Here is a 19185-nt window from a genome sequence, read left to right on the forward strand (position 1 = left end):
GTTGGGTTATCAGTAGCCCGTCGTGCTGGGCGGGGCCGCCCCCGGGACCCCCCCGCCCCACCGGGGGGGTGTTGTAATCCCGCCCGCCCCGGGCCCCCCCCCCCCCCGCCGGCGTTTTGCGTCCACCCGGCCCAGCCGGCACGCCCCGGCTCGGCCGGCACGATCCAGCCCCTCCGGCGTTTGAGGAGCGGGGTCCGGGGCGGAGCCCCCAGCAGCGCGCCCGCACGGGCTAGCGGCGCCGCATGTCCGCGACCCGCGCCCGCTCCCCCGGCTGCACGTCCGGCAGGACACCCGCGCTGCGGAGCTGCGCCGTCGGCCCGCCCCGCCGCTGAACGGGCAGGGGGGACTCCCGGCGCGGCCGGCGGCCCGCCATGCCGTCGCCGGAGGCGGCACCGGACGGCACACCACCACCGGCCACGGTGATCTGCACGCCCTGGTCCGCCAGCGCCTGCAACTCCGCACCGGCCCGGTCGTCGTGCGGCGGCGGCTCGTCCGTCACCAGGCGGGTCATCACGTCCGTCGGCACCGTCTGGAACATGGTGTCCGTACCGAGCTTCGTGTGGTCCGCGAGGACGACGACCTCCGCCGCCGCCTGGACCAGCGCCCGGTCCACGCTCGCGCTCAGCATGTTGGACGTCGACAGGCCGCGCTCGGCCGTCAGGCCGCTGCCCGAGAGGAAGGCCCGGGAGACCCGGAGCCCCTGGAGGGACTGCTCGGCACCGCTGCCGACCAGCGCGTAGTTGGAGCCGCGCAGGGTGCCGCCGGTCATGACGACCTCCACCCGGTTGGCGTGCGCCAGCGCCTGGGCGACGAGCAGCGAGTTGGTCACGACGGTCAGGCCGGGCACCCGCGCGAGCCGGCGGGCCAGCTCCTGGGTCGTGGTGCCCGCTCCGACGACGACGGCTTCGCCCTCTTCCACGAGGGAGGCCGCGACATCGGCGATGGCGGTCTTCTCCGCCGTCGCGAGATGGGACTTTTGCGGGAAGCCGGATTCACGGGTGAAACCGCCCGGCAGCACCGCACCGCCGTGCCGGCGGTCGAGGAGTCCTTCTGCCTCCAGTGCCCGCACGTCCCGCCGTACGGTCACTTCGGAGGTCTGGACGACACGGGCGAGCTCCCGGAGCGAAACCGCTCCGTTGGCCCGCACCATTTCGAGGATCAATTGGCGACGTTCTGCAGCGAACACGAAACTGACAGTAACCCCAACGACCGTCTGCTTTCAGCTCCTTGCGCCGGAATACCGAAGTTGTCCATATGGCGGGGCGACTAGTGGTATACGCAGCCCGAGACTTGGGTGAACGTCCGGCCACACCAGTGCGCCCCGCCCTCAACTCCCTTGCGTTATGCGGCGATTGAAGGCGAATCAGGCTTCTCCGGCGGCCTTCCGCGTGTGCAGCTGGCGGGCCACCTCGGCGATCGATCCCGACAGCGAGGGGTACACCGTGAACGCGTTTGCGATCTGCTCGACCGTCAGGTTGTTGTCGACCGCGATCGAGATCGGGTGGATCAGCTCGCTGGCGCGCGGGGAGACGACGACGCCGCCCACCACGATCCCGGTGCCCGGACGGCAGAACAGCTTCACGAAGCCGTCCCGGATGCCCTGCATCTTGGCGCGCGGGTTGCGCAGCAGCGGGAGCTTCACCACGCGGGCGTCGATCTTGCCGGCGTCCACGTCCGCCTGCGTGTAGCCGACGGTGGCGATCTCGGGGTCGGTGAAGACGTTCGAGGAGACCGTCTTCAGGTTCAGCGGGGCCACCGCGTCGCCGAGGAAGTGGTACATCGCGATGCGGCCCTGCATCGCCGCCACCGACGCGAGCGCGAAGACGCCGGTCACGTCACCGGCCGCGTACACGCCCGGCGAGGAGGTGCGGGAGACCTTGTCGGTCCAGATGTGCCCGGACTCCTTGAGTCGGACCCCGGACTCCTCCAGGTTCATGTCCTTGGTGTTCGGGATCGCGCCGACGGCCATCAGGCAGTGCGTACCGGTCAGCACGCGGCCGTCCGAGAGCGTGACCTCCACGCGGTCGCCCACCCGCTTGGCGGACTCGGCGCGGGAACGCCCGACGACGTTCATGCCGCGGCGACGGAAGACGTCCTCCAGCACGGCGGCCGCGTCGGGGTCCTCGCCCGGCAGCACGCGGTCGCGGGAGGACACCAGGGTCACGCGGGAGCCGAGGGCCTGGTACGCGCCGGCGAACTCGGCGCCGGTGACGCCGGAGCCGACCACGATGAGCTCCTCGGGGAGCTCCTCCAGGTCGTAGACCTGGGTCCAGTTCAGGATGCGCTCCCCGTCGGGCATCGCGTCGGGGATCTCGCGCGGGGTGCCGCCGGTCGCGATCAGCACGGCGTCGGCGGTCAGGATCGTCTCGGTGCCGTCGGCGGCGGTGACGATGACGTCACGCGTGCCGTCGATGCCCTGCGGACCGCCGAGCTTGGCGCGGCCGCGCACCACGCGGGCGCCGGCCCGGGTGACGGAGGCGGTGATGTCGTGGGACTGGGCCAGCGCGAGGCGCTTGACGCGCCGGTTCACCTTGCCGAGGTCCACGCCGACGACCCGCGCGGCCTGCTCGATGGGCGGCGTGTCGTCCGCGACGACGATGCCGAGCTCTTCGTACGACGAGTCGAAGGTCGTCATGACCTCGGCGGTCGCGATGAGCGTCTTGGAGGGCACGCAGTCGGTCAGGACCGACGCCCCGCCCAGACCGTCGCAGTCGACGACGGTCACCTCCGCACCGAGCTGGGCCCCCACCAGGGCTGCCTCATACCCGCCGGGTCCGCCGCCGATGATCACGATCCGGGTCACGAAAAGTCCGCCTCACGTCTACCCGGCCGGCTGCCGCCCCGGCCGGTGTTCCGGGGGGTCTCCCCGGGGGATGCATTCCGTGCCCCATTGTCCCGCACGCATCAAGGTGCTTCGCGCCCGGTCCCTTCCCGGGCCGCCATCCGGGGTACCCCCGCCGGGACGGCGGCCGGAACGCGTCCACCGGTGCCCCTCCCGTACCCTCGGACTCATGTCGCTCTACGCCGCGTACGCCGGCAACCTCGACCCGCGGCTGATGACGCGCCGCGCCCCGCATTCGCCGCTGCGCGGCACGGGCTGGATCAACGACTGGCGGCTGACCTTCGGCGGCGAGCAGATGGGTTGGGAGGGCGCGCTCGCCACGATCGTGGAAGCGCCGCGCCATCAGGTCTTCGTCGCCCTGTACGACATCGCGCCGCTGGACGAGGACTCGATGGACCGGTGGGAGGGCGTCGGCCTCGACATCTACCGCCGCATGCGCATCCGCGTCCACACGCTGGACGGCGAGGAAGCGGCCTGGTGCTACGTCCTCAACGGCTACGAGGGCGGACTGCCCTCCGCCCGCTACCTGGGCGAGATCGCCGACGCGGCCGAGTCCGCGGGCGCCCCGCACGACTACGTGATGGAACTCCGCAAGCGCCCCTGCTGACGCCCCCGCCCACCCCTCCCCCCGCCTGACCAGGCCCTCGAGCCGGCCCGGGGACGATTCGGCGGAAACGACAAGGCAACGATCCGAACACCGTGAGCTGTGCCATCTACGCGCGTAGGCCGGAAGCGGCTACGCTCGTCAGCGTGAACGCATCTGTTACCGACCCCTTCGCCGACGCCTCCGCCGCCGCCGCCCGCCTGAGCGAGCTCACCGGCGTCGAATCCCACGATGTCGCCCTCGTCATGGGCTCCGGCTGGGCCCCCGCCGCCGAGGCCCTGGGCGCTCCCGAGGCCGAATTCCCGGTCACCGAGCTGCCCGGCTTCCCGCCCCCCGCCGTCGAGGGCCACGGCGGCAAGATCCGCTCGTACAAGATCGGCGACAAGCGTGCGCTGCTCTTCCTCGGCCGGACCCACTACTACGAGGGCCGCGGCGTCGCCGCCGTCGCCCACGGCGTCCGCACGGCCGTCGCGGCCGGCTGCAAGACCGTCGTCCTGACCAACGGCTGCGGCGGTCTGCGCGAGGGCATGAAGCCCGGCCAGCCGGTCCTGATCAGCGACCACCTGAACCTCACGGCCACCTCGCCGATCGTCGGCGCGAACTTCGTGGATCTCACCGACCTCTACTCGCCCCGCCTGCGCGCGATGTGCAAGGAGATCGACGAGACCCTCGAAGAGGGCGTCTACGTCCAGTTCCCCGGCCCGCACTACGAGACCCCGGCCGAGATCAACATGATCCGCGTGATGGGCGCCGACCTCGTCGGCATGTCCACCGTGCTGGAGGCCATCGCCGCCCGTGAGGCCGGCGCCGAGGTGCTCGGCATCTCCCTGGTCACCAACCTGGCGGCGGGCCTGTCCGGCGAGCCCCTGAACCACGAAGAGGTGCTCCAGGCCGGCCGCGACTCGGCCGCCCGCATGGGCACGCTCCTGACGCAGGTCCTCGCCCGCATCTGATCGACTGATCGACGTACGAGGCCGCGCAAGGTCACGAGAGGTAAGGCGGAAGCAGTGCAGGAACAGGACGACCTGATCACCCGGGCCCAGGCCTGGCTGGCGGAGGACCCCGACCCGGAGACCGCGGCCGAGCTCGCCGCGCTCATCGAGGCGGGCGACACGGCCGAGCTGGCGGACCGGTTCTCCGGCACCCTGCAGTTCGGCACGGCCGGGCTGCGCGGTGAGATCGGCGCGGGTCCGATGCGGATGAACCGATCGGTGGTCATCCGGGCGGCGGCGGGCCTCGCGGCCTACCTGAAGGCCCAGGGCCACGACGGCGGCCTCGTCGTCGTCGGCTACGACGCCCGCTACAAGTCCGAGGACTTCGCCCGCGACACCGCGGCCGTGATGACCGGCGCCGGGCTGCGTGCGGCCATCCTGCCCCGCCCGCTGCCGACGCCCGTCCTCGCGTACGCCATAAGGCACCTGGGCGCCGTCGCCGGCGTCGAAGTCACCGCGAGCCACAACCCGCCCCGGGACAACGGCTACAAGGTCTACCTCGGCGACGGCTCGCAGATCGTCTCCCCCGCGGACGCCGAGATCGCGGGCCACATCGCCCGCGTGACGACGCTCGACTCGGTCGACCGCCCCAAGGACGGCTGGCTGCAGCTCGACGAAGAGGTCCTGGAGGCCTACCTGGCCCGTACGGACGCCGTCCTGACCCCCGGCTCCCCCCGGGGCGTGCGGACCGTCTACACGGCCATGCACGGCGTCGGCAAGGAGGTCGTCCTCGCGGCCTTCGCCCGCGCCGGCTTCCCGGACCCGGTCCTCGTGGCCGAGCAGGCCGAGCCCGACCCGGCCTTCCCCACCGTCGCCTTCCCCAACCCGGAGGAGCCGGGCGCGATGGACCTGGCCTTCGCGAAGGCCGCCGAGGTCGACCCCGACATCGTCATCGCCAACGACCCGGACGCCGACCGCTGCGCGGTCGCCGTACCCGACAACGGCGGCTGGCGGATGCTGCGCGGCGACGAGGTCGGCGCGCTGCTGGCGGCGCACCTGGTCCACAAGGGCGCGCAGGGCACGTTCGCGGAATCGATCGTCTCCTCCTCCCTCCTCGGCCGGATCGCGGAGGCCGCGGGCCTGCCGTACGAGGAGACCCTCACCGGCTTCAAGTGGATCTCCCGCGTCGAGGGCCTGCGCTACGGCTACGAGGAGGCGCTCGGCTACTGCGTGGACCCCGAGGGCGTACGCGACAAGGACGGCATCACCGCCGCGCTGCTCGTCGCCGAACTGGCCTCGGAGCTCAAGGAGCAGGGCCGCACCCTGACCGACCTGCTGGACGACCTGGCGATGGCCCACGGCCTGCACGCCACCGACCAGCTCTCGGTCCGCGTCTCGGACCTGTCCGTCATCGCCTCGGCGATGGCGGCGCTGCGCGCCGAGCCCCCGACGTCCCTGGCGGGCCTGCGGGTCGTCTCGGCGGAGGACCTCGCCGTCGGCTCGGCGGCCCTCCCGCCGACGGACGGCCTGCGCTACTACCTCGACGGCGACTACAAGGCCCGCGTGATCGTCCGCCCGTCGGGCACCGAGCCGAAGCTCAAGTGCTACCTGGAGGTCGTCGTCCCGGTCGCCGAGGCCTCCGACCTCGCCCCGTCCCGCACGCGCGGCCAGGAAGTCCTGGACGCCATCAAGAAGGACCTGGCAGCAGCAGCGGGCATCTGACCCACCGCCCTGCCACACGTCGACGGCCCCCCGAGCCCTTGGTCTCGGGGGGCCGTCGACGTGAGCGGCGGGGGTACGCCCTGACGTCAGCCCGTACCGACCCCTGGCCCGGGGCCAGTACCCCAGCGCCAGTACCCCGGGGCCGGCACCCCGGGCCCCGCCCCCTCACTTCGCCGTGGCCACCGGTGAGGCCGACGGGCGGGCGATTTCGCCCAGGGTCGGGACCGACTCCGGGCGGGAGCGGACGGCGTCGGTGCATTCCCAGGTGCGTGGCGGGTCCGTGTCCGGGCCGCCCAGGGTGACCGGTCGGCCCGGGCCCGCCGAGATGGTCTCGTTGCCCGCCAGCGTGCACACCAGCTGGGACAGCGCCACCGGCGGGAGGTCCTCCGGCTTGCGGCTCAGCCGTACCGTGCCCGCCGGGTCTCCGGCCCTCGGGGCCTCGGCCATCAGCTGGTCCGGGACACCGGTCGTGAAGCCGGCGTCCCGTTCCTGCGCGGACAGCGGCTTCTCCAGCGCCTCCAGCAGCGCCTGCGCGACGAGTGCCACGGGGTCCTTCAGCCCCGCGCGCTTCTCGGGCACCGGGATGACCCGTTCCACGCCCACGAGCTGCGATCCGCAGACCAGTTCCACCGTGGCGCGGAAGCCCTGCACCCCGTTCTGACCGCTCGGCTGCGCCGGGGTGTCGCAGGACACCCGCGACGGCGCCGGGCCGACGTCCACCGGCACGGTCGTCGCCCGGATCCCGCACCCGGACAGCGCCGTGGCCGCGAGCAGGGTCGAAGCCACCACCGGCAGCGCCCGCACCCTACGCATCCTGCTCACCCGCCAGTACCTTCCCCACGTCCACGGGCAGCCGCAGCGTGAACAGCGCCCCTCCCCCGGCCACGTTGGCGGCGGTGATGTCGCCGCCGTGGATGTGCGCGTTCTCCATGGCGATGGACAGGCCGAGACCGCTGCCGTCCGACTTCGGACGGGACGCGCTCGCCTTGTAGAAGCGGTCGAAGACGTGCGGCAGGACCTCCTCCGGGATGCCCGGGCCGTTGTCCTGGACCGCGATGACCAGCCATTCCTCCTCGACCGACACCGACACCCGCACCGGCGAGCCGCCGTGCTTGAGCGCGTTGCCGATGAGGTTGGCCAGGATCACGTCGAGGCGGCGCGGGTCGAGGCGCGCCACGATGTCGCGTCCGGCGTCGAGTTCGACCGCGTCGAGCCAGGCGCGTGCGTCGATGCAGGCCGTGACCTGGTCGGCGACGTTGACGTCGTCCAGGACCAGCCGGGCCGTTCCCGCGTCGAAGCGGGTGACCTCCATCAGGTTCTCCACGAGGTCGTTGAGGCGGCGCGTCTCGCTGACGACCAGCGCCACCGCCGGCGCGATCATCGGGTCGAGGTCGTCGACCTCCTCCTCCAGCACCTCGGCGACGGCGGTCAACGCGGTCAGCGGCGTGCGCAGTTCGTGGGACATGTCCGCGACGAAGCGCCTGCTCGCCTCCTCCCGCGCGCTCATGTCGGCGACCTTCTTCTCCAGCGCCTCAGCCGTCTTGTTGAAGGTGCGGGAGAGGTCGGCGAGTTCGTCCGTGCCGCGCACGTCGAGGCGGTGGTCGAGTTCGCCCTCGCCGAGCCGCCTGGCCGCGTCGCCGAGCCGCTGTACGGGCTTGAGCACGGTCCGGGCCGCGGCCTGGGCGAGCAGCGCCGAGCCGAGCAGGGCGAGGCCGGTCGCGATGGTCAGCGACCAGCCGAGCGCGTTGAGGTCGTCCCGTTCCTGCGCGAGCGACTTGTACATGTAGCCGGTCGGCCCGCCGCCCACGATCCGCGTCCCGCCCACCAGGTACGGGTTGCCGTTCGGCTTCGTGCGCTGCCAGTACATGTGGTACTCGGAGTCGTTGGCCGAGGTGGTCTTCTGACGGTCGTTCACCGCGTGCTGGAGGGACTTCGGTACGTCGGCAAGCCCGAAGGAGTCGGAGCCGCCGGTGCCGATCACCTGACGGTGGTCCTTGGTCTCGTCGACCAGCAGCACGCTGTAGCCGGGGCTCTTGCCCGCCATGAGCTCGGCGGTGCGCTGGAGTTCCTCCGCCGTGGGGTCGGCGGGCAGGGCCGCGGCCCGGTCCTGCATCTCCCGCCGGAAGTCGCCGAGGGCGGCGTCCTGGGTACGGGTGAGGACCGCCTCGCGGTTGAGCCAGTACGCGATGCCGGAGGCGGAGACCGCGGCGGTCAGTGCTACGAGCGCGAAGACGATGAGGAGCCGCAGCCGCAGGCTGGTCCAGCGCCGGCCCGCGAGCAGCGCGCGGATCACTGCGGGGAGTCCAGGCGGTATCCGACGCCCCGGACCGTGCGGATCAGGGTGGGCGAGGACGGTACGTCCTCGACCTTGGCGCGCAGCCTCTGCACGCAGGCGTCGACGAGCCGCGAGTCGCCCAGGTAGTCGTGTTCCCAGACGAGGCGCAGCAGTTGCTGGCGCGACAGTGCCTGGCCGGGCCTGCGGCTCAGTTCGAGCAGCAGCCTCAGCTCGGTCGGGGTGAGTTGGAGGTCCTCGCCGTTCTTGGTGACCGTCATGGCGGCACGGTCGATGACGAGGGATCCGAAGCTCGCCGAGTCGCTGGACTCGCGCTCGCCGCGGCGCAGCACGGCCCGGATGCGGGCGTCGAGGACCCGCCCCTGGACGGGCTTGACCACGTAGTCGTCGGCACCGGACTCCAGCCCGACGACCACGTCGATGTCGTCGCTGCGCGCGGTGAGCAGGATGATCGGCAGCTGGTCGGTGCGGCGGATCCGCCGGCACACCTCGAAGCCGTCGATCCCGGGCAGCATGACGTCCAGCACGATCAGGTCCGGCCGCTGCTCGCGCAGCAGTTTCAGGCCGTCCTCGCCCGTCGCCGCGGTGGCCACACGGTGGCCCTGGCGTGACAGGGAGAGTTCGAGGGCCGTGCGGATGGCGTCGTCGTCCTCGATCAGCAACAGGAAAGGCACGGGCTCATTCTGTCCCATCGGTCGTCGGGAGTTCGACCGTCGGGGGGACACGATCCGCGCGGGGCCGCTGTGACAGTGCTGTGACAGTCGACGGACACCCCGGTTAAGTCGGCCGGGCAGGCTTCTGTCAACGCACCAAGCACAACGGTCCGAAGCAGACACACTCCACGACGGGGGGCGCGAGATGAACACGCTGCACAGCACCACGACCAGCGCGGTTGTCACGCGGCTGCACGATGTGAACCGCCGGGCGGGTGTCCGTTCGGTGGCGGTCGCCCGTCCTCGACCGGCGCACGTCGTAGCCATTGACGCTCAGAAGTACGAAGCGGTTCCCGCACAGCGCACCGCGTCGTCGACGTCCTCGACGTCGGAGGCCGAGTTCACGGCGTACGTGCAGGAGCGGCGTGCCGCCCTGTACGCGACGGCCTTCCACCTCACCGGTGACCGGCACGAGGCCGAGGACCTGCTGCAGAGCGCGCTGTTCTCGACGTACCGCGCCTGGGACCGGATCAGTGACAAGGCGGCGGTCGGCGGCTACCTGCGGCGGACCATGACGAACCTGCACATCAGTGCCTGGCGCCGGCGCAAGCTGAACGAGTACCCGACGGAGGAGCTGCCGGAGACGGCCTCGGACACGGACGCGATGCGCGGGACGGAGCTGCGCGCGGTGCTGTGGCAGGCGCTGACCCGGATCCCGGAGCCGCAGCGCACGATGCTGGTGCTGCGCTACTACGAGGGCCGTACGGACCCGGAGATCGCGGAGATCCTCGGGATCAGCGTCGGCACGGTGAAGTCCAGCATCTGGCGCTCGCTGCGGCGCCTGCGCGAGGACGAGGCGCTGAGCTTCGGTGCGGACGAGGCGGAGTCCTTCGGGGAGCTCGTCGCCTGAGAGACCAACGGCCGGGGGGCCGTCCTGCGGGGGTGGGGCGGCGGCCATGGGGGGAAAGCGCGGGATCGGTCGGACGGGGGTCCGACCGGTTCCGCGCTTTCATGTGTACGGGCCTAGGCGGCGATGGTGCTCGGTGAGCGGTGGCGGCCGGCGGCGGCGGCCGCGAGGCGGCCGAGTGCCTCGTCGGGGCCGCAGGCGTGGGCGCCGAGGGCGGTGTGCCGGGCCACGATGCCGCGCTCGGCGCGCATCAGTCGCCAGCCCCTGCGCAGCAGGAACGGCAGGGACTTGCGGCCCTCGCGCATGTCTCGGGCGAGACGGCGGCGGAAGGTGGTGGAGGGGCGGCCGCGCAGGCAGATCGCGTCGGCGAGGAGGCCGAGTTCCTGGCAGCGGGCGGCGATGTCGGCGGCGAAGATGCCCTCCGCTATGAACAGCGGGGTGCGGGAGATGTCGAGGGTCTCGGCGCCGGTGCGGGAGCTCGTCGCGATGTCGTAGACCGGGACATCGGTACGACCGGTGCGGCACAGCTCGGCCACGGCGGCGACGGCGACGTCCGCGTCCCACGACTGCGGGGAGTCCCAGTCGATGTCGGAGCTGCCCTCGACCAGCGGCAGGCTCGGGTCGTCGCCTTCCTTGTAGAAGTCGTCCAGGCGCAGCACGGGCAGACCCGACCGGGCGGCCAGCGAGGACTTGCCGGAGCCCGAGGGCCCGGTCAACAGGACGACGCGCGTAGGCAGGGGAGAAGAACAGCTCACGGGACACCAGTCTGAACCATTCCCCCGCGTAGGGGATCCCTCCGGTGGCCGGTTGGTAGCCAGGATCACACCTCCACTACGCTGCGTGCGCACGCGACTACGACCTTCAGGCGGGAATCCATGGCACGTCACGCAGCCCCTTCCGTACCGAACCGGCTCCGCAGCGCGGGCCTGACGGTCTCGATGGCCGGTGCGGCCCTGGCGATGGCCGCCGGCGGGGCGCAGGCCGGTGAGCTCGACATCCCGGCGGCGCTGGCCGGGGTCGCGAACCCCGTCTCGAACCTCAAGGTGAACCCGCTGGCCAATACCGGCGTGGACCCGCTCGACAACGGGGCCGCCACCCAGGTCGCGGACTTCCCCGAGGTCGGCACGAAGATGGTCACCGGCAGCCTGACGCGCGGGTCCTCGGTCGGCGAGCTGCCGACGGCCGCCGTGTCCTCCCTGCTCGGGCCCGTGCTGCCCAAGGCGTAGGGGGCACGGGAAGGCCCCGGCAGGCGGGGGAACGCTGCCGGGGCCGGTCTTCGAACCGGAACTCCTGGGAGGACGGTCCCAGGAGTTCCGGTGGTCCTAGTAGGACGAGCCGCCCGAACCCAGCGAACCCGTGGGGTGCCAGACGGTCTTGGTCTCCAGGAAGGCCGTCATGCGCGCCGTGCCCGGGTCCGCGTTCCAGTCGTCCACAGGCTGTGGACGCAGGACGCGCTTGAGGTTGTCCGCGGCGGCGATCTCCAGCTCCTTGGCCAGGGCCGTGTCGGCGCCCGCCAGGTCGATCGCGTTGACGTCCTGGTGGGAGGCCAGGTGCGGGCCCATCTCGGCGGCCTTGCCGGACAGGATGTTGACCACGCCGCCCGGCAGGTCGGAGGTGGCCAGGACCTCGCCCAGGGAGAGCGCGGGGAGCGGGGACTTCTCGCTCGCGATGACGACGGCCGTGTTGCCGGTGGCGATCACCGGGGCGATCACCGAGACCAGGCCCAGGAAGGACGAGGCCTGCGGGGCGACGACGGTGACGACGCCGGTCGGCTCGGGGGTGGAGAGGTTGAAGAACGGGCCCGCGACCGGGTTGGCCCCGCCCACGATCTGGCCGATCTTGTCGGTCCAGCCCGCGTACCAGACCCAGCGGTCGATGGCCGCGTCCACGACGGCGCCGGCCTTCGACTTGGACAGGCCCTCGGCCTCGCCGACCTCGCGGACGAACTGGTCGCGGCGGCCCTCCAGCATCTCGGCGATGCGGTAGAGGATCTGGCCGCGGTTGTACGCGGTCGCGCCCGACCAGCCGCCGAAGGCCTTGCGGGCGGCGACGACCGCGTCACGGGCGTCCTTGCGGGAGGACAGCGGGGCGTTGGCCAGCCAGTTGCCCTTGGAGTCCGTCACTTCGTACACCCGGCCGCTCTCGGAGCGGGGGAACTTGCCCCCGACGTACAGCTTGTAGGTCTTGAAGACGTTCAGACGGGTCGCAGAAGACTCAGACATCGAGGTAGCCCTCCAGGCCGTGGCGACCGCCCTCGCGGCCGAAGCCCGACTCCTTGTAACCGCCGAACGGCGAGGTCGGGTCGAACTTGTTGAACGTGTTGGCCCAGACGACGCCCGCGCGGAGCTTGCCGGCGACCGCGAGGATGCGGCTGCCCTTCTCCGTCCAGATGCCGGCGGACAGGCCGTACTGGCTGTTGTTGGCCTTGGCGACGGCTTCGTCGGGCGTGCGGAAGGTCAGTACGGACAGCACCGGGCCGAAGATCTCGTCGCGGGCGACGGTGTGCGCCTGGGTGACGTTCGTGAAGAGCGTCGGGGCGAACCAGTAGCCGGCGGACGGCAGCTCGCACGCCGGGGACCAGCGCTCGGCGCCCTCGGCCTCGCCGGTGTCCGCGAGCGCGGTGATCCGGGCGAGCTGCTCGGCGGAGTTGATCGCGCCGATGTCGGTGTTCTTGTCGAGCGGGTCGCCCAGGCGCAGGGTGCTCAGGCGGCGCTTGAGGGAGTCCAGCAGCTCGTCGTGGATCGACTCCTGGACGAGGAGGCGGGATCCGGCGCAGCAGACCTGGCCCTGGTTGAAGAAGATGCCGTTGACGATGCCTTCGACGGCCTGGTCGATGGGGGCGTCGTCGAAGACGATGTTGGCGCCCTTGCCGCCCAGTTCGAGGGTGACCTTCTTGTCGGTGCCGGCGACGTGGCGGGCGATCTTCTTGCCCACGGCCGTGGAGCCGGTGAAGGCGACCTTGTTGACGTCCGGGTGCTCGACGAGGGCCGCGCCCGCGTCGCCGTATCCGGTGAGGATGTTGACGACGCCCTTGGGCAGGCCGGCCTGGCGGCAGATGTCCGCGAAGAACAGGGCGGAGAGCGGGGTCGTCTCGGCCGGCTTCAGCACGACCGTGTTGCCGGTGGCGAGGGCCGGGGCGATCTTCCACGCGAGCATGAGGAGCGGGAAGTTCCACGGGATGACCTGCCCGGCCACGCCGAGCGGGCGCGGGTTCGGGCCGTAGCCGGCGTGGTCGAGCTTGTCCGCCCAGCCCGCGTAGTAGAAGAAGTGCGCGGCGACGAGCGGGAGGTCCGCGTCGCGGGTCTCCTTGATCGGCTTGCCGTTGTCGAGGGTCTCCAGGACGGCGAGCTCGCGGCTGCGCTCCTGGATGATCCGGGCGATGCGGAAGAGGTACTTGGCGCGCTCGGAGCCGGGCAGCGCGGACCACTTCTCGAAGGCCTTGCGGGCGGCCTTGACGGCGCGGTCGACGTCGGCGGCGCCGGCCTGGGCGACCTCGGAGAGGACTTCCTCGCTGCTCGGCGAGACCGTCTTGAAGACCTTGCCGTCGGCGGCGTCGGTGAACTCGCCGTCGATGAAGAGCCCGTAGGAGGGGGCGATGTCGACGACCGAGCGGGACTCGGGTGCCGGTGCGTAGTCGAAAACAGATGCCATGGTGATCAGTCCACCGTCACGTAGTCGGGACCGGAGTAACGGCCGGTGCTCAGCTTCTGGCGCTGCATCAGCAGGTCGTTGAGCAGGCTGGAGGCGCCGAAGCGGAACCAGTGGTTGGTCAGCCAGTCCTCGCCCGCGGTCTCGTTGACCAGGACGAGGAACTTGATCGCGTCCTTGGTGGTGCGGATGCCGCCGGCCGGCTTCACGCCGATCTGGATTCCGGTCTGCGCGCGGAAGTCGCGTACGGCTTCGAGCATGAGCAGGGTGTTGGCCGGGGTGGCGTTGACCCCCACCTTGCCGGTCGACGTCTTGATGAAGTCGGCGCCGGCGAGCATGCCGATCCAGGAGGCGCGGCGGATGTTGTCGTAGGTCGACAGCTCGCCGGTCTCGAAGATGACCTTCAGGCGTGCGGCGCTGCCGTCCTCGCGGACGCAGGCCTCCTTGACCGCCTTGATCAGCTCGTACGTCTCCAGGTAGCGACCGGCGAGGAAGGCGCCACGGTCGATGACCATGTCGATCTCGTCGGCGCCGGCGGCAACGGCGTCGCGGGTGTCCGCGAGCTTGACGGGCAGCGCGGCGCGGCCGGCCGGGAACGCGGTGGCGACGGAGGCGACCTTGACGTCGGCGCCGTTCAGGGCGGCCTTCGCGGTGGCCACCATGTCGGGATAGACGCAGACGGCGGCCGTCATCGGGGTCGTCCGGTCGGTCGGGTCGGGGTTGACGGCCTTGGCGGAGAGCGCCCGGACCTTGCCCGGGGTGTCCGCGCCTTCCAGCGTCGTCAGGTCGATCATCGAGATGGCCAGGTCGATGGCGTACGCCTTGGCCGTCGTCTTGATCGAACGGGTCCCGAGCGAGGCCGCGCGGGCCTCCAGGCCGACAGGGTCTACGCCGGGCAGCCCGTGCAGGAAGCGGCGCAGCGCACTGTCGGACGTCGTCACGTCGGCGAATGCGGAGAGGGTGGTGGGCATGGTCACCACATGAGCATATCTACGCGCGTAGCGACCTGTCACCCCCCGCCGCTGCACATCCGTTCGACCCCGGTCGCATCCGGGCGCGGCGACGATCTCGGTCGGGCCCCGCCTGCGGACCGCTGACCTCCGCTTTTCCTGTTACACAGCACGGACAGGAACCCCATCGTCCGGTCAAACAAGATCCGTAAATTTCTCTTCAGCAGCCCGCCACACCTGACCCGGTGAACTCGACCGAACAGACTCAACGCGGCATGCGACTCTCCTCCACTTCCTCAGCCACGCTTCAGGAGTCGTTATGCGTTCCGCCCTCGCCCTCCGCACCTCGATCGTCACCGCCGTCGCCGCCGGCATGCTCCTCGCGCCCGCCGCCGGCGCGGCGTTCGCCGCCACGAGCCAGGCGCCGAACTCGACGGTCGCCGCCGCCGGTGACAACAGCCGGTACGAGGGACAGCCGGTGTACATCGGCGAGGGCCTGGTCGCGGTGCTGCGCAACAAGGCCGAGGGCCCCGAGGCCTGGATCCGCGCCGTGGGCACGGACTGGAAGCCGGGCGACGAGTACATGACCCGCGTCCTGTCCCTGCTGAACCGCAAGCAGACCACCGCCACGGTCAACGGCCACCGGCTGGAGCTGCTGAGCGCCACGACGGCCAACCCCGTCCTGAAGGTCACCCACGGCGCCACCTCGAAGTCCTACCCGCTGCCCAAGGGTGAGGCCGTCCCCACCACCTCGTGCGTCTCGGACGTCAAGAAGGTCCAGGTGGGCGCCGGCATGACCGCCGACCTGACCATGTCCCCGAAGGGCCCGAAGGCCGTCATGCACGACGCCGACCCGGCCTCCGACTGGTCGAAGACGCTGGACCGCGCGCACCCCGAGGGCTCGGACGACTACTACCTGCGCATCGTGAACCCGAGCGGCGCCAAGCCGGTCTTCGAGTGGAAGACCCAGGGCGGCGTGGGCGTCCCGGTCGGCAAGACCTCCTTCCCCGCGCTCCCCAAGGGCTGCAAGCTGGACTACAAGGTCGTCGAGGAGGGGTCCCAGGCGCCCGCGCCGAAGCCGTCCACCACGGCCACGACCCCGGCCGCCACCCCGGCCGCCCCGAAGGCGCAGACCGCGGGTCAGACCAAGGTCGTCCCGCAGGGCCCGGTGGCCGCCGGCGCCGAGCTCCCCGTCGAGACCGTCGGGGACTCCGACGACACGGCCACGATGGCCGCCGGCGCCGGACTGCTCGCGATCTTCGCCGCGCTGGGTGCGACCCTGCTGCGCCGCCGCCGCAACCACGGCTGACCGAACCGCTTCCCTCTGCCCATACGGCGGGCCGCCCTACCGGCGGCCCGCCGTATCCGTTTCAGGAGTTCCCCATGGCCCGTCCCGCCCTCCGTGCCGTCCGCGGCCCGGTCCTCGCCGTCGCCGTCACCCTCGCCGCCCTGGCCGGCGCCACCGGCTGCGGAGCCCCGGAGCCCGCGAAGCCCGCTACCCCGGCGCCGTACGTCTCCCCGGCGTCCTCCCCCGCGGCGACGCCGGCGCCCGCCGCGACCGCATCCCCCCTGCCCGCCTCGGAGCCCGTCCGGGTGCGGATCCCCTCGGCCGGGGTGGACGCCTCCCCCGTGCTGAAGCTGGGGCTGGCCGGCGACGGCACGGTCGAGGTGCCCTCCGTGGCCGACGGGGACAAGATCGGCTGGTACACGAAGGGCGTCACGCCCGGGGAAACCGGTCCCGCCGTGCTGATCGGGCACTTCGACACCGCGCGCGGCCCCGCCGTGCTCAAGGACGTGTCCAAGGTCCACACCGGTGACGACATCACCGTCTCGCGCGCGGACGGCAGCACCGCCGTATTCCGGGTCCGCGCATTGGAGCAGGTCGACAAGAAGAACTTCCCCACCGCCAAGGTCTACGGCGACACCACCCGCCCCGAACTGCGCGTGATCACCTGCGGTGGCGAAATCACCGACGGCCACCGACCGGACAACATCATCTTGTACGCCGACCTCGTCGCATGAAGCGATGAGTGAATTCCCGCCTCCGGATCCGGTTTACACGGCCATGACAGGAATTGGATCGTCCGACCGTACGAGATCCGCAAATTCTTTCTCAGCAGCCCGCCTGAGCCTCACCCGGACGAAAACCCGACAGAGACGACGCGGCATGCGGCTCTCCTCCACTTACCCCATTCTGTTTCCAGGAGTCGTCATGCGTACCGCCGTTCGTTCCGCCATCGCCACCGCCGTCATCGCCGGTGCCCTCATCGCCCCCGCCGCGGGCGCCGCGTTCGCTGCCGCGTCCTCGGCCGCGCCGGCCACGGCCACGGCCACGACCGACTTCACCGACGGCCTCGAAGGCGCGGTCCAGGTGGACATCGCCCCGCGCGTGGCTGCCGTCCTGGGGTACTCGGCCGAGGGCCCGGAGGCCCGGATCCTGTCCATCGGGTCCGGGAAGCCGGACGAGTTCCCGACGCGCTGGATCACGACGCTGAACGTCGACAACCGCACCGATCAGGTCAACGACGTCCACTTGGCGCTGGTCGACGACGCGAAGGGCGGGGGCCACACCCTCACGGTGACCCTGAACGGCCAGACCAAGCGTTTCGCGGTCCCGAAGCGCACCTCCGCCCCCTGCGTCTCGGAGGTCAAGGAGGTCCAGGTGGGCGCGGGCGCGATCGCCGACCTGACGACGTCCTCGCAGGGCCCGAAGGCGGTCGTGCACGGCTCCGCCCCGGGCGACACCTGGTCGGAGACCCTGGACCGTACGCACCCGAAGGGCGGGGACGCCTTCTACCTGCGCATCGCGAACCCGAGCGGCGCCAAGCCGGTCTTCGAGTGGAAGACCCAGGGCGGCGAGGGCGTCCCGGTCGGCAAGACCTCCTTCCCCGCGCTCCCCAAGGGCTGCAAGCTCGACTACGAGGTCGTCGAGGAGGGGTCCGCGAACCCCACGCCGAAGCCGTCCGCCACCCCGGCCGCCCCGAAGGCGCAGACCACGGGTCAGACCAAGGTCGTCCCGCAGGGCCCGGTGGCCGCCGGCGCCGAGCTCCCCGTCGAGACCGTCGCGGACTCCGACGACACCGCCGCCGTGGCGGCCGGCGCGGGGCCGGCCGCGGTCCTCGCCGCCATCGGCGCGACCGTCCTGCGCCGTCGCCGCAACCACGGCTGACCTGGTACGACCTTTCAACACCCACCCTTCGGCGGGCCGTCCTCGTGGCGGCCCGCCGTTCCCGTTCCGGGAGCTCGCGCCGGCGCCGATCTCGTGGGCTGAGACGGCGTGGTGCAGAATCGACCGCATGAGCAGCCAGCAGCCCCCTGATGAACCGGTGTACGCGGACCGTGTCTACCGCTCCTCCATGTCCGTGGTCACCGGCGTGCTGCTGCTGGCGCTGGCCGTCTGGCTGTGCGTGGACGCGGTGGTCCGCGGCACGGGGAACACCCCTTGGATCGCGCTCGCCATCGGGCTGTTCGTCGTACCGCTGATCGTGGCGTTCACGGTCCGACCTGCCGTCTTCGCCAATGACGACCGGCTGCGCGTGCGGAACCCCTTCCGGGTCATCGAGCTGCCCTGGGCGTCCGTGGACGCGGTGCGCGCCGGGTATTCGGCGGAGGTGCTGGCCGAGGGGGCGAAGTTCCAGCTCTGGTCGGTGCCCGTGTCGCTGCGGGAGCGCAAGCGGGCGAACCGGCGTTCGTCCCGTGCCTCCGAGGACAAGACCGCCGACGCGGCCGGCGCCCCGCAGCGGGCGCGGGCCGACCGGGTCGTGGACGAGCTGCGGGAACTCGCGGAGCGCGGGGCCTCGCGGCCCGGCGCCCAGGGCTCCGTACGGGTGCAGTGGTCGTACGAGATCATCGCGCCGGCCGTGGCCGGGGCGGTGCTGCTGATCGTGCTGATCGCCCTCCGCTGAGCCCTCGCGGCGTGCCGCGGCACGAGCCGCGTTCGTGCCGGGCGTTCGTCCGCTCGGATTCTCATACGTTTTCTCATGCGTTCCTCAGCGAGCACGCCCCACCGGCGGAACCGCCCCCGCCGCATGGCGCGTCCTCGCAGGTGTGCAGCGCAATGAGGCCGGCGAAAGCACCGGCACCGCCCCCGCCGTCTCCCTTCGGCTCCGGCTCCTGGCCGCGGCCCTGCTGGCCGCGCACCTCCTGGTCGTCGGCTGGCTGACCCTCCGCCCCCTCGACGTGCCGTGGGCCGCGGCCGCCAATCTGAGCCCGTTGGAGGGGATCAGGGCGGCCTTCACGGCCGGGCCCCTCGAAGGTGCCCGGCGGCTCGGGGAGGGGCTTGCCCTGCTGGCCCCGCTCGGGGTGCTGTTGCCGCTGGTCAGCGGGCGGCTCGCGCCGTCGGCGCTGTCGGCGTGGTCCTCGCTGGTGCGTACCACCGCGGCGGGTGCGCTGGTCTCGGCGAGCATCGTGATGTTCCAGACCGCGGTCCCCGGGCAGGTCGTCGACGTGGACTCGGTGCTGCTGAACACGGTGGGCGTGGTGCTGGCGCACCTGGCCGTCGTACCGGCGCTGCGGGCGCGGGCGCGGGTGCGCCGCTCACGCGCCGCTTATCAGGGGGCGACCCCGAAAATTACCAGGGTCGGGCTCGGCCCCTGGACCGACGTCCTGTCGGCGGTTCCCCGGGAGTATTGAGA

Annotated in this window: 19 protein-coding genes; 10 read left to right on the forward strand and 9 right to left on the reverse strand. The window is 71.8% G+C overall.

Annotation, left to right across the window (positions count from 1 at the left end):
• Positions 1-229: 229 nt before the first annotated feature.
• Entirely contained in the window at positions 230-1186 is a 957-nt protein-coding gene (locus ACFYYJ_RS22535) for a DeoR/GlpR family DNA-binding transcription regulator (RefSeq protein ID WP_385127455.1), read from the reverse strand.
• 177 nt (positions 1187-1363) lie between these two features.
• Positions 1364-2803: an NAD(P)H-quinone dehydrogenase gene (locus tag ACFYYJ_RS22540; protein WP_389134868.1), complete on the reverse strand. Its 1440-nt coding sequence runs from the start codon at positions 2801-2803 to the stop codon at positions 1364-1366.
• A 208-nt stretch (positions 2804-3011) separates the two neighbouring features.
• On the opposite strand from ACFYYJ_RS22540, the gene ACFYYJ_RS22545 reads away from it, so the two are divergent.
• The 3 genes from ACFYYJ_RS22545 (at position 3012) to ACFYYJ_RS22555 (ending at position 6100) form a co-directional block, all read left to right on the forward strand.
• Positions 3012-3449: a gamma-glutamylcyclotransferase gene (locus ACFYYJ_RS22545; RefSeq protein WP_053786320.1), complete on the forward strand. Its 438-nt coding sequence runs from the start codon at positions 3012-3014 to the stop codon at positions 3447-3449.
• 143 nt (positions 3450-3592) lie between these two features.
• Positions 3593-4399, forward strand: coding sequence for a purine-nucleoside phosphorylase (locus ACFYYJ_RS22550; protein WP_384581782.1), 807 nt, complete (start codon positions 3593-3595; stop codon positions 4397-4399).
• Positions 4400-4453: 54 nt separating this feature from the next.
• Positions 4454-6100, forward strand: coding sequence for a phospho-sugar mutase (locus tag ACFYYJ_RS22555; RefSeq protein WP_389134872.1), 1647 nt, complete (start codon positions 4454-4456; stop codon positions 6098-6100).
• A gap of 165 nt (positions 6101-6265) precedes the next feature.
• On the opposite strand, the gene ACFYYJ_RS22560 is transcribed toward ACFYYJ_RS22555, so the two are convergent.
• The 3 genes from ACFYYJ_RS22560 to afsQ1 are packed head-to-tail and all read right to left on the reverse strand — an operon-like array spanning position 6266 to position 9067.
• Entirely contained in the window at positions 6266-6913 is a 648-nt protein-coding gene (locus tag ACFYYJ_RS22560) for a hypothetical protein (RefSeq protein WP_389135204.1), read from the reverse strand.
• A complete protein-coding gene (locus ACFYYJ_RS22565) occupies positions 6906-8393 on the reverse strand; it encodes an ATP-binding protein (RefSeq protein ID WP_385127461.1) in 1488 nt (495 codons plus the stop codon). The genes ACFYYJ_RS22560 and ACFYYJ_RS22565 overlap by 8 nt, the downstream gene beginning before the upstream one ends.
• On the reverse strand, positions 8390-9067 hold the full coding sequence (gene afsQ1 / locus ACFYYJ_RS22570) for a two-component system response regulator AfsQ1 (protein WP_063754818.1): 678 nt from the start codon (positions 9065-9067) through the stop codon (positions 8390-8392). The genes ACFYYJ_RS22565 and afsQ1 overlap by 4 nt, the downstream gene beginning before the upstream one ends.
• A 184-nt stretch (positions 9068-9251) precedes the next feature.
• Here afsQ1 and ACFYYJ_RS22575 point away from each other — a divergent pair, with 184 nt between their 5' ends.
• Positions 9252-9956: a SigE family RNA polymerase sigma factor gene (locus tag ACFYYJ_RS22575; RefSeq protein WP_389134874.1), complete on the forward strand. Its 705-nt coding sequence runs from the start codon at positions 9252-9254 to the stop codon at positions 9954-9956.
• A 113-nt stretch (positions 9957-10069) separates the two neighbouring features.
• Here the strand turns inward: ACFYYJ_RS22575 and ACFYYJ_RS22580 are convergent, their stop codons facing one another.
• Positions 10070-10774 (reverse strand): uridine kinase, encoded by a 705-nt coding sequence (locus tag ACFYYJ_RS22580; RefSeq protein WP_385127555.1) that lies wholly within the window; start codon positions 10772-10774, stop codon positions 10070-10072.
• 54 nt (positions 10775-10828) lie between these two features.
• Between ACFYYJ_RS22580 and ACFYYJ_RS22585 the strand changes: the two genes are divergently transcribed.
• Entirely contained in the window at positions 10829-11179 is a 351-nt protein-coding gene (locus ACFYYJ_RS22585) for a hypothetical protein (protein WP_385127465.1), read from the forward strand.
• Positions 11180-11275: 96 nt separating this feature from the next.
• On the opposite strand, the gene ACFYYJ_RS22590 is transcribed toward ACFYYJ_RS22585, so the two are convergent.
• The 3 genes from ACFYYJ_RS22590 to deoC are packed head-to-tail and all read right to left on the reverse strand — an operon-like array spanning position 11276 to position 14572.
• On the reverse strand, positions 11276-12175 hold the full coding sequence (locus tag ACFYYJ_RS22590; RefSeq protein ID WP_385127467.1) for an aldehyde dehydrogenase family protein: 900 nt from the start codon (positions 12173-12175) through the stop codon (positions 11276-11278).
• Positions 12168-13604 (reverse strand): aldehyde dehydrogenase family protein, encoded by a 1437-nt coding sequence (locus ACFYYJ_RS22595; RefSeq protein WP_385366096.1) that lies wholly within the window; start codon positions 13602-13604, stop codon positions 12168-12170. Before ACFYYJ_RS22595 ends, ACFYYJ_RS22590 begins: the two co-directional genes overlap by 8 nt.
• A 5-nt stretch (positions 13605-13609) precedes the next feature.
• Positions 13610-14572, reverse strand: coding sequence for a deoxyribose-phosphate aldolase (gene deoC, locus ACFYYJ_RS22600; RefSeq protein ID WP_384744722.1), 963 nt, complete (start codon positions 14570-14572; stop codon positions 13610-13612).
• Between the two features lie 298 nt (positions 14573-14870).
• Here deoC and ACFYYJ_RS22605 point away from each other — a divergent pair, with 298 nt between their 5' ends.
• From ACFYYJ_RS22605 to ACFYYJ_RS22625, 5 genes are all read left to right on the forward strand, one after another.
• Positions 14871-15860 (forward strand): hypothetical protein, encoded by a 990-nt coding sequence (locus ACFYYJ_RS22605; RefSeq protein ID WP_389134878.1) that lies wholly within the window; start codon positions 14871-14873, stop codon positions 15858-15860.
• Positions 15861-15934: 74 nt separating this feature from the next.
• Complete coding sequence (locus ACFYYJ_RS22610; protein ID WP_389134880.1) at positions 15935-16573, forward strand: class F sortase; 639 nt, start codon at positions 15935-15937, stop codon at positions 16571-16573.
• 190 nt (positions 16574-16763) lie between these two features.
• Positions 16764-17720 (forward strand): hypothetical protein, encoded by a 957-nt coding sequence (locus tag ACFYYJ_RS22615; protein WP_389134882.1) that lies wholly within the window; start codon positions 16764-16766, stop codon positions 17718-17720.
• 127 nt (positions 17721-17847) lie between these two features.
• Positions 17848-18456 carry a PH domain-containing protein gene (locus ACFYYJ_RS22620; protein WP_385127476.1) on the forward strand — a complete coding sequence of 203 codons (609 nt, stop codon included), beginning with the start codon at positions 17848-17850 and terminating at the stop codon, positions 18454-18456.
• Between the two features lie 142 nt (positions 18457-18598).
• Positions 18599-19183, forward strand: a complete 585-nt coding sequence (locus ACFYYJ_RS22625; RefSeq protein ID WP_389134885.1) for a VanZ family protein — start codon at positions 18599-18601, stop codon at positions 19181-19183.
• Positions 19184-19185: the final 2 nt, after the last annotated feature.

Source organism: Streptomyces sp. NPDC002467, from assembly GCF_042889825.1.
In the GTDB taxonomy this organism is placed as follows: domain Bacteria; phylum Actinomycetota; class Actinomycetes; order Streptomycetales; family Streptomycetaceae; genus Streptomyces.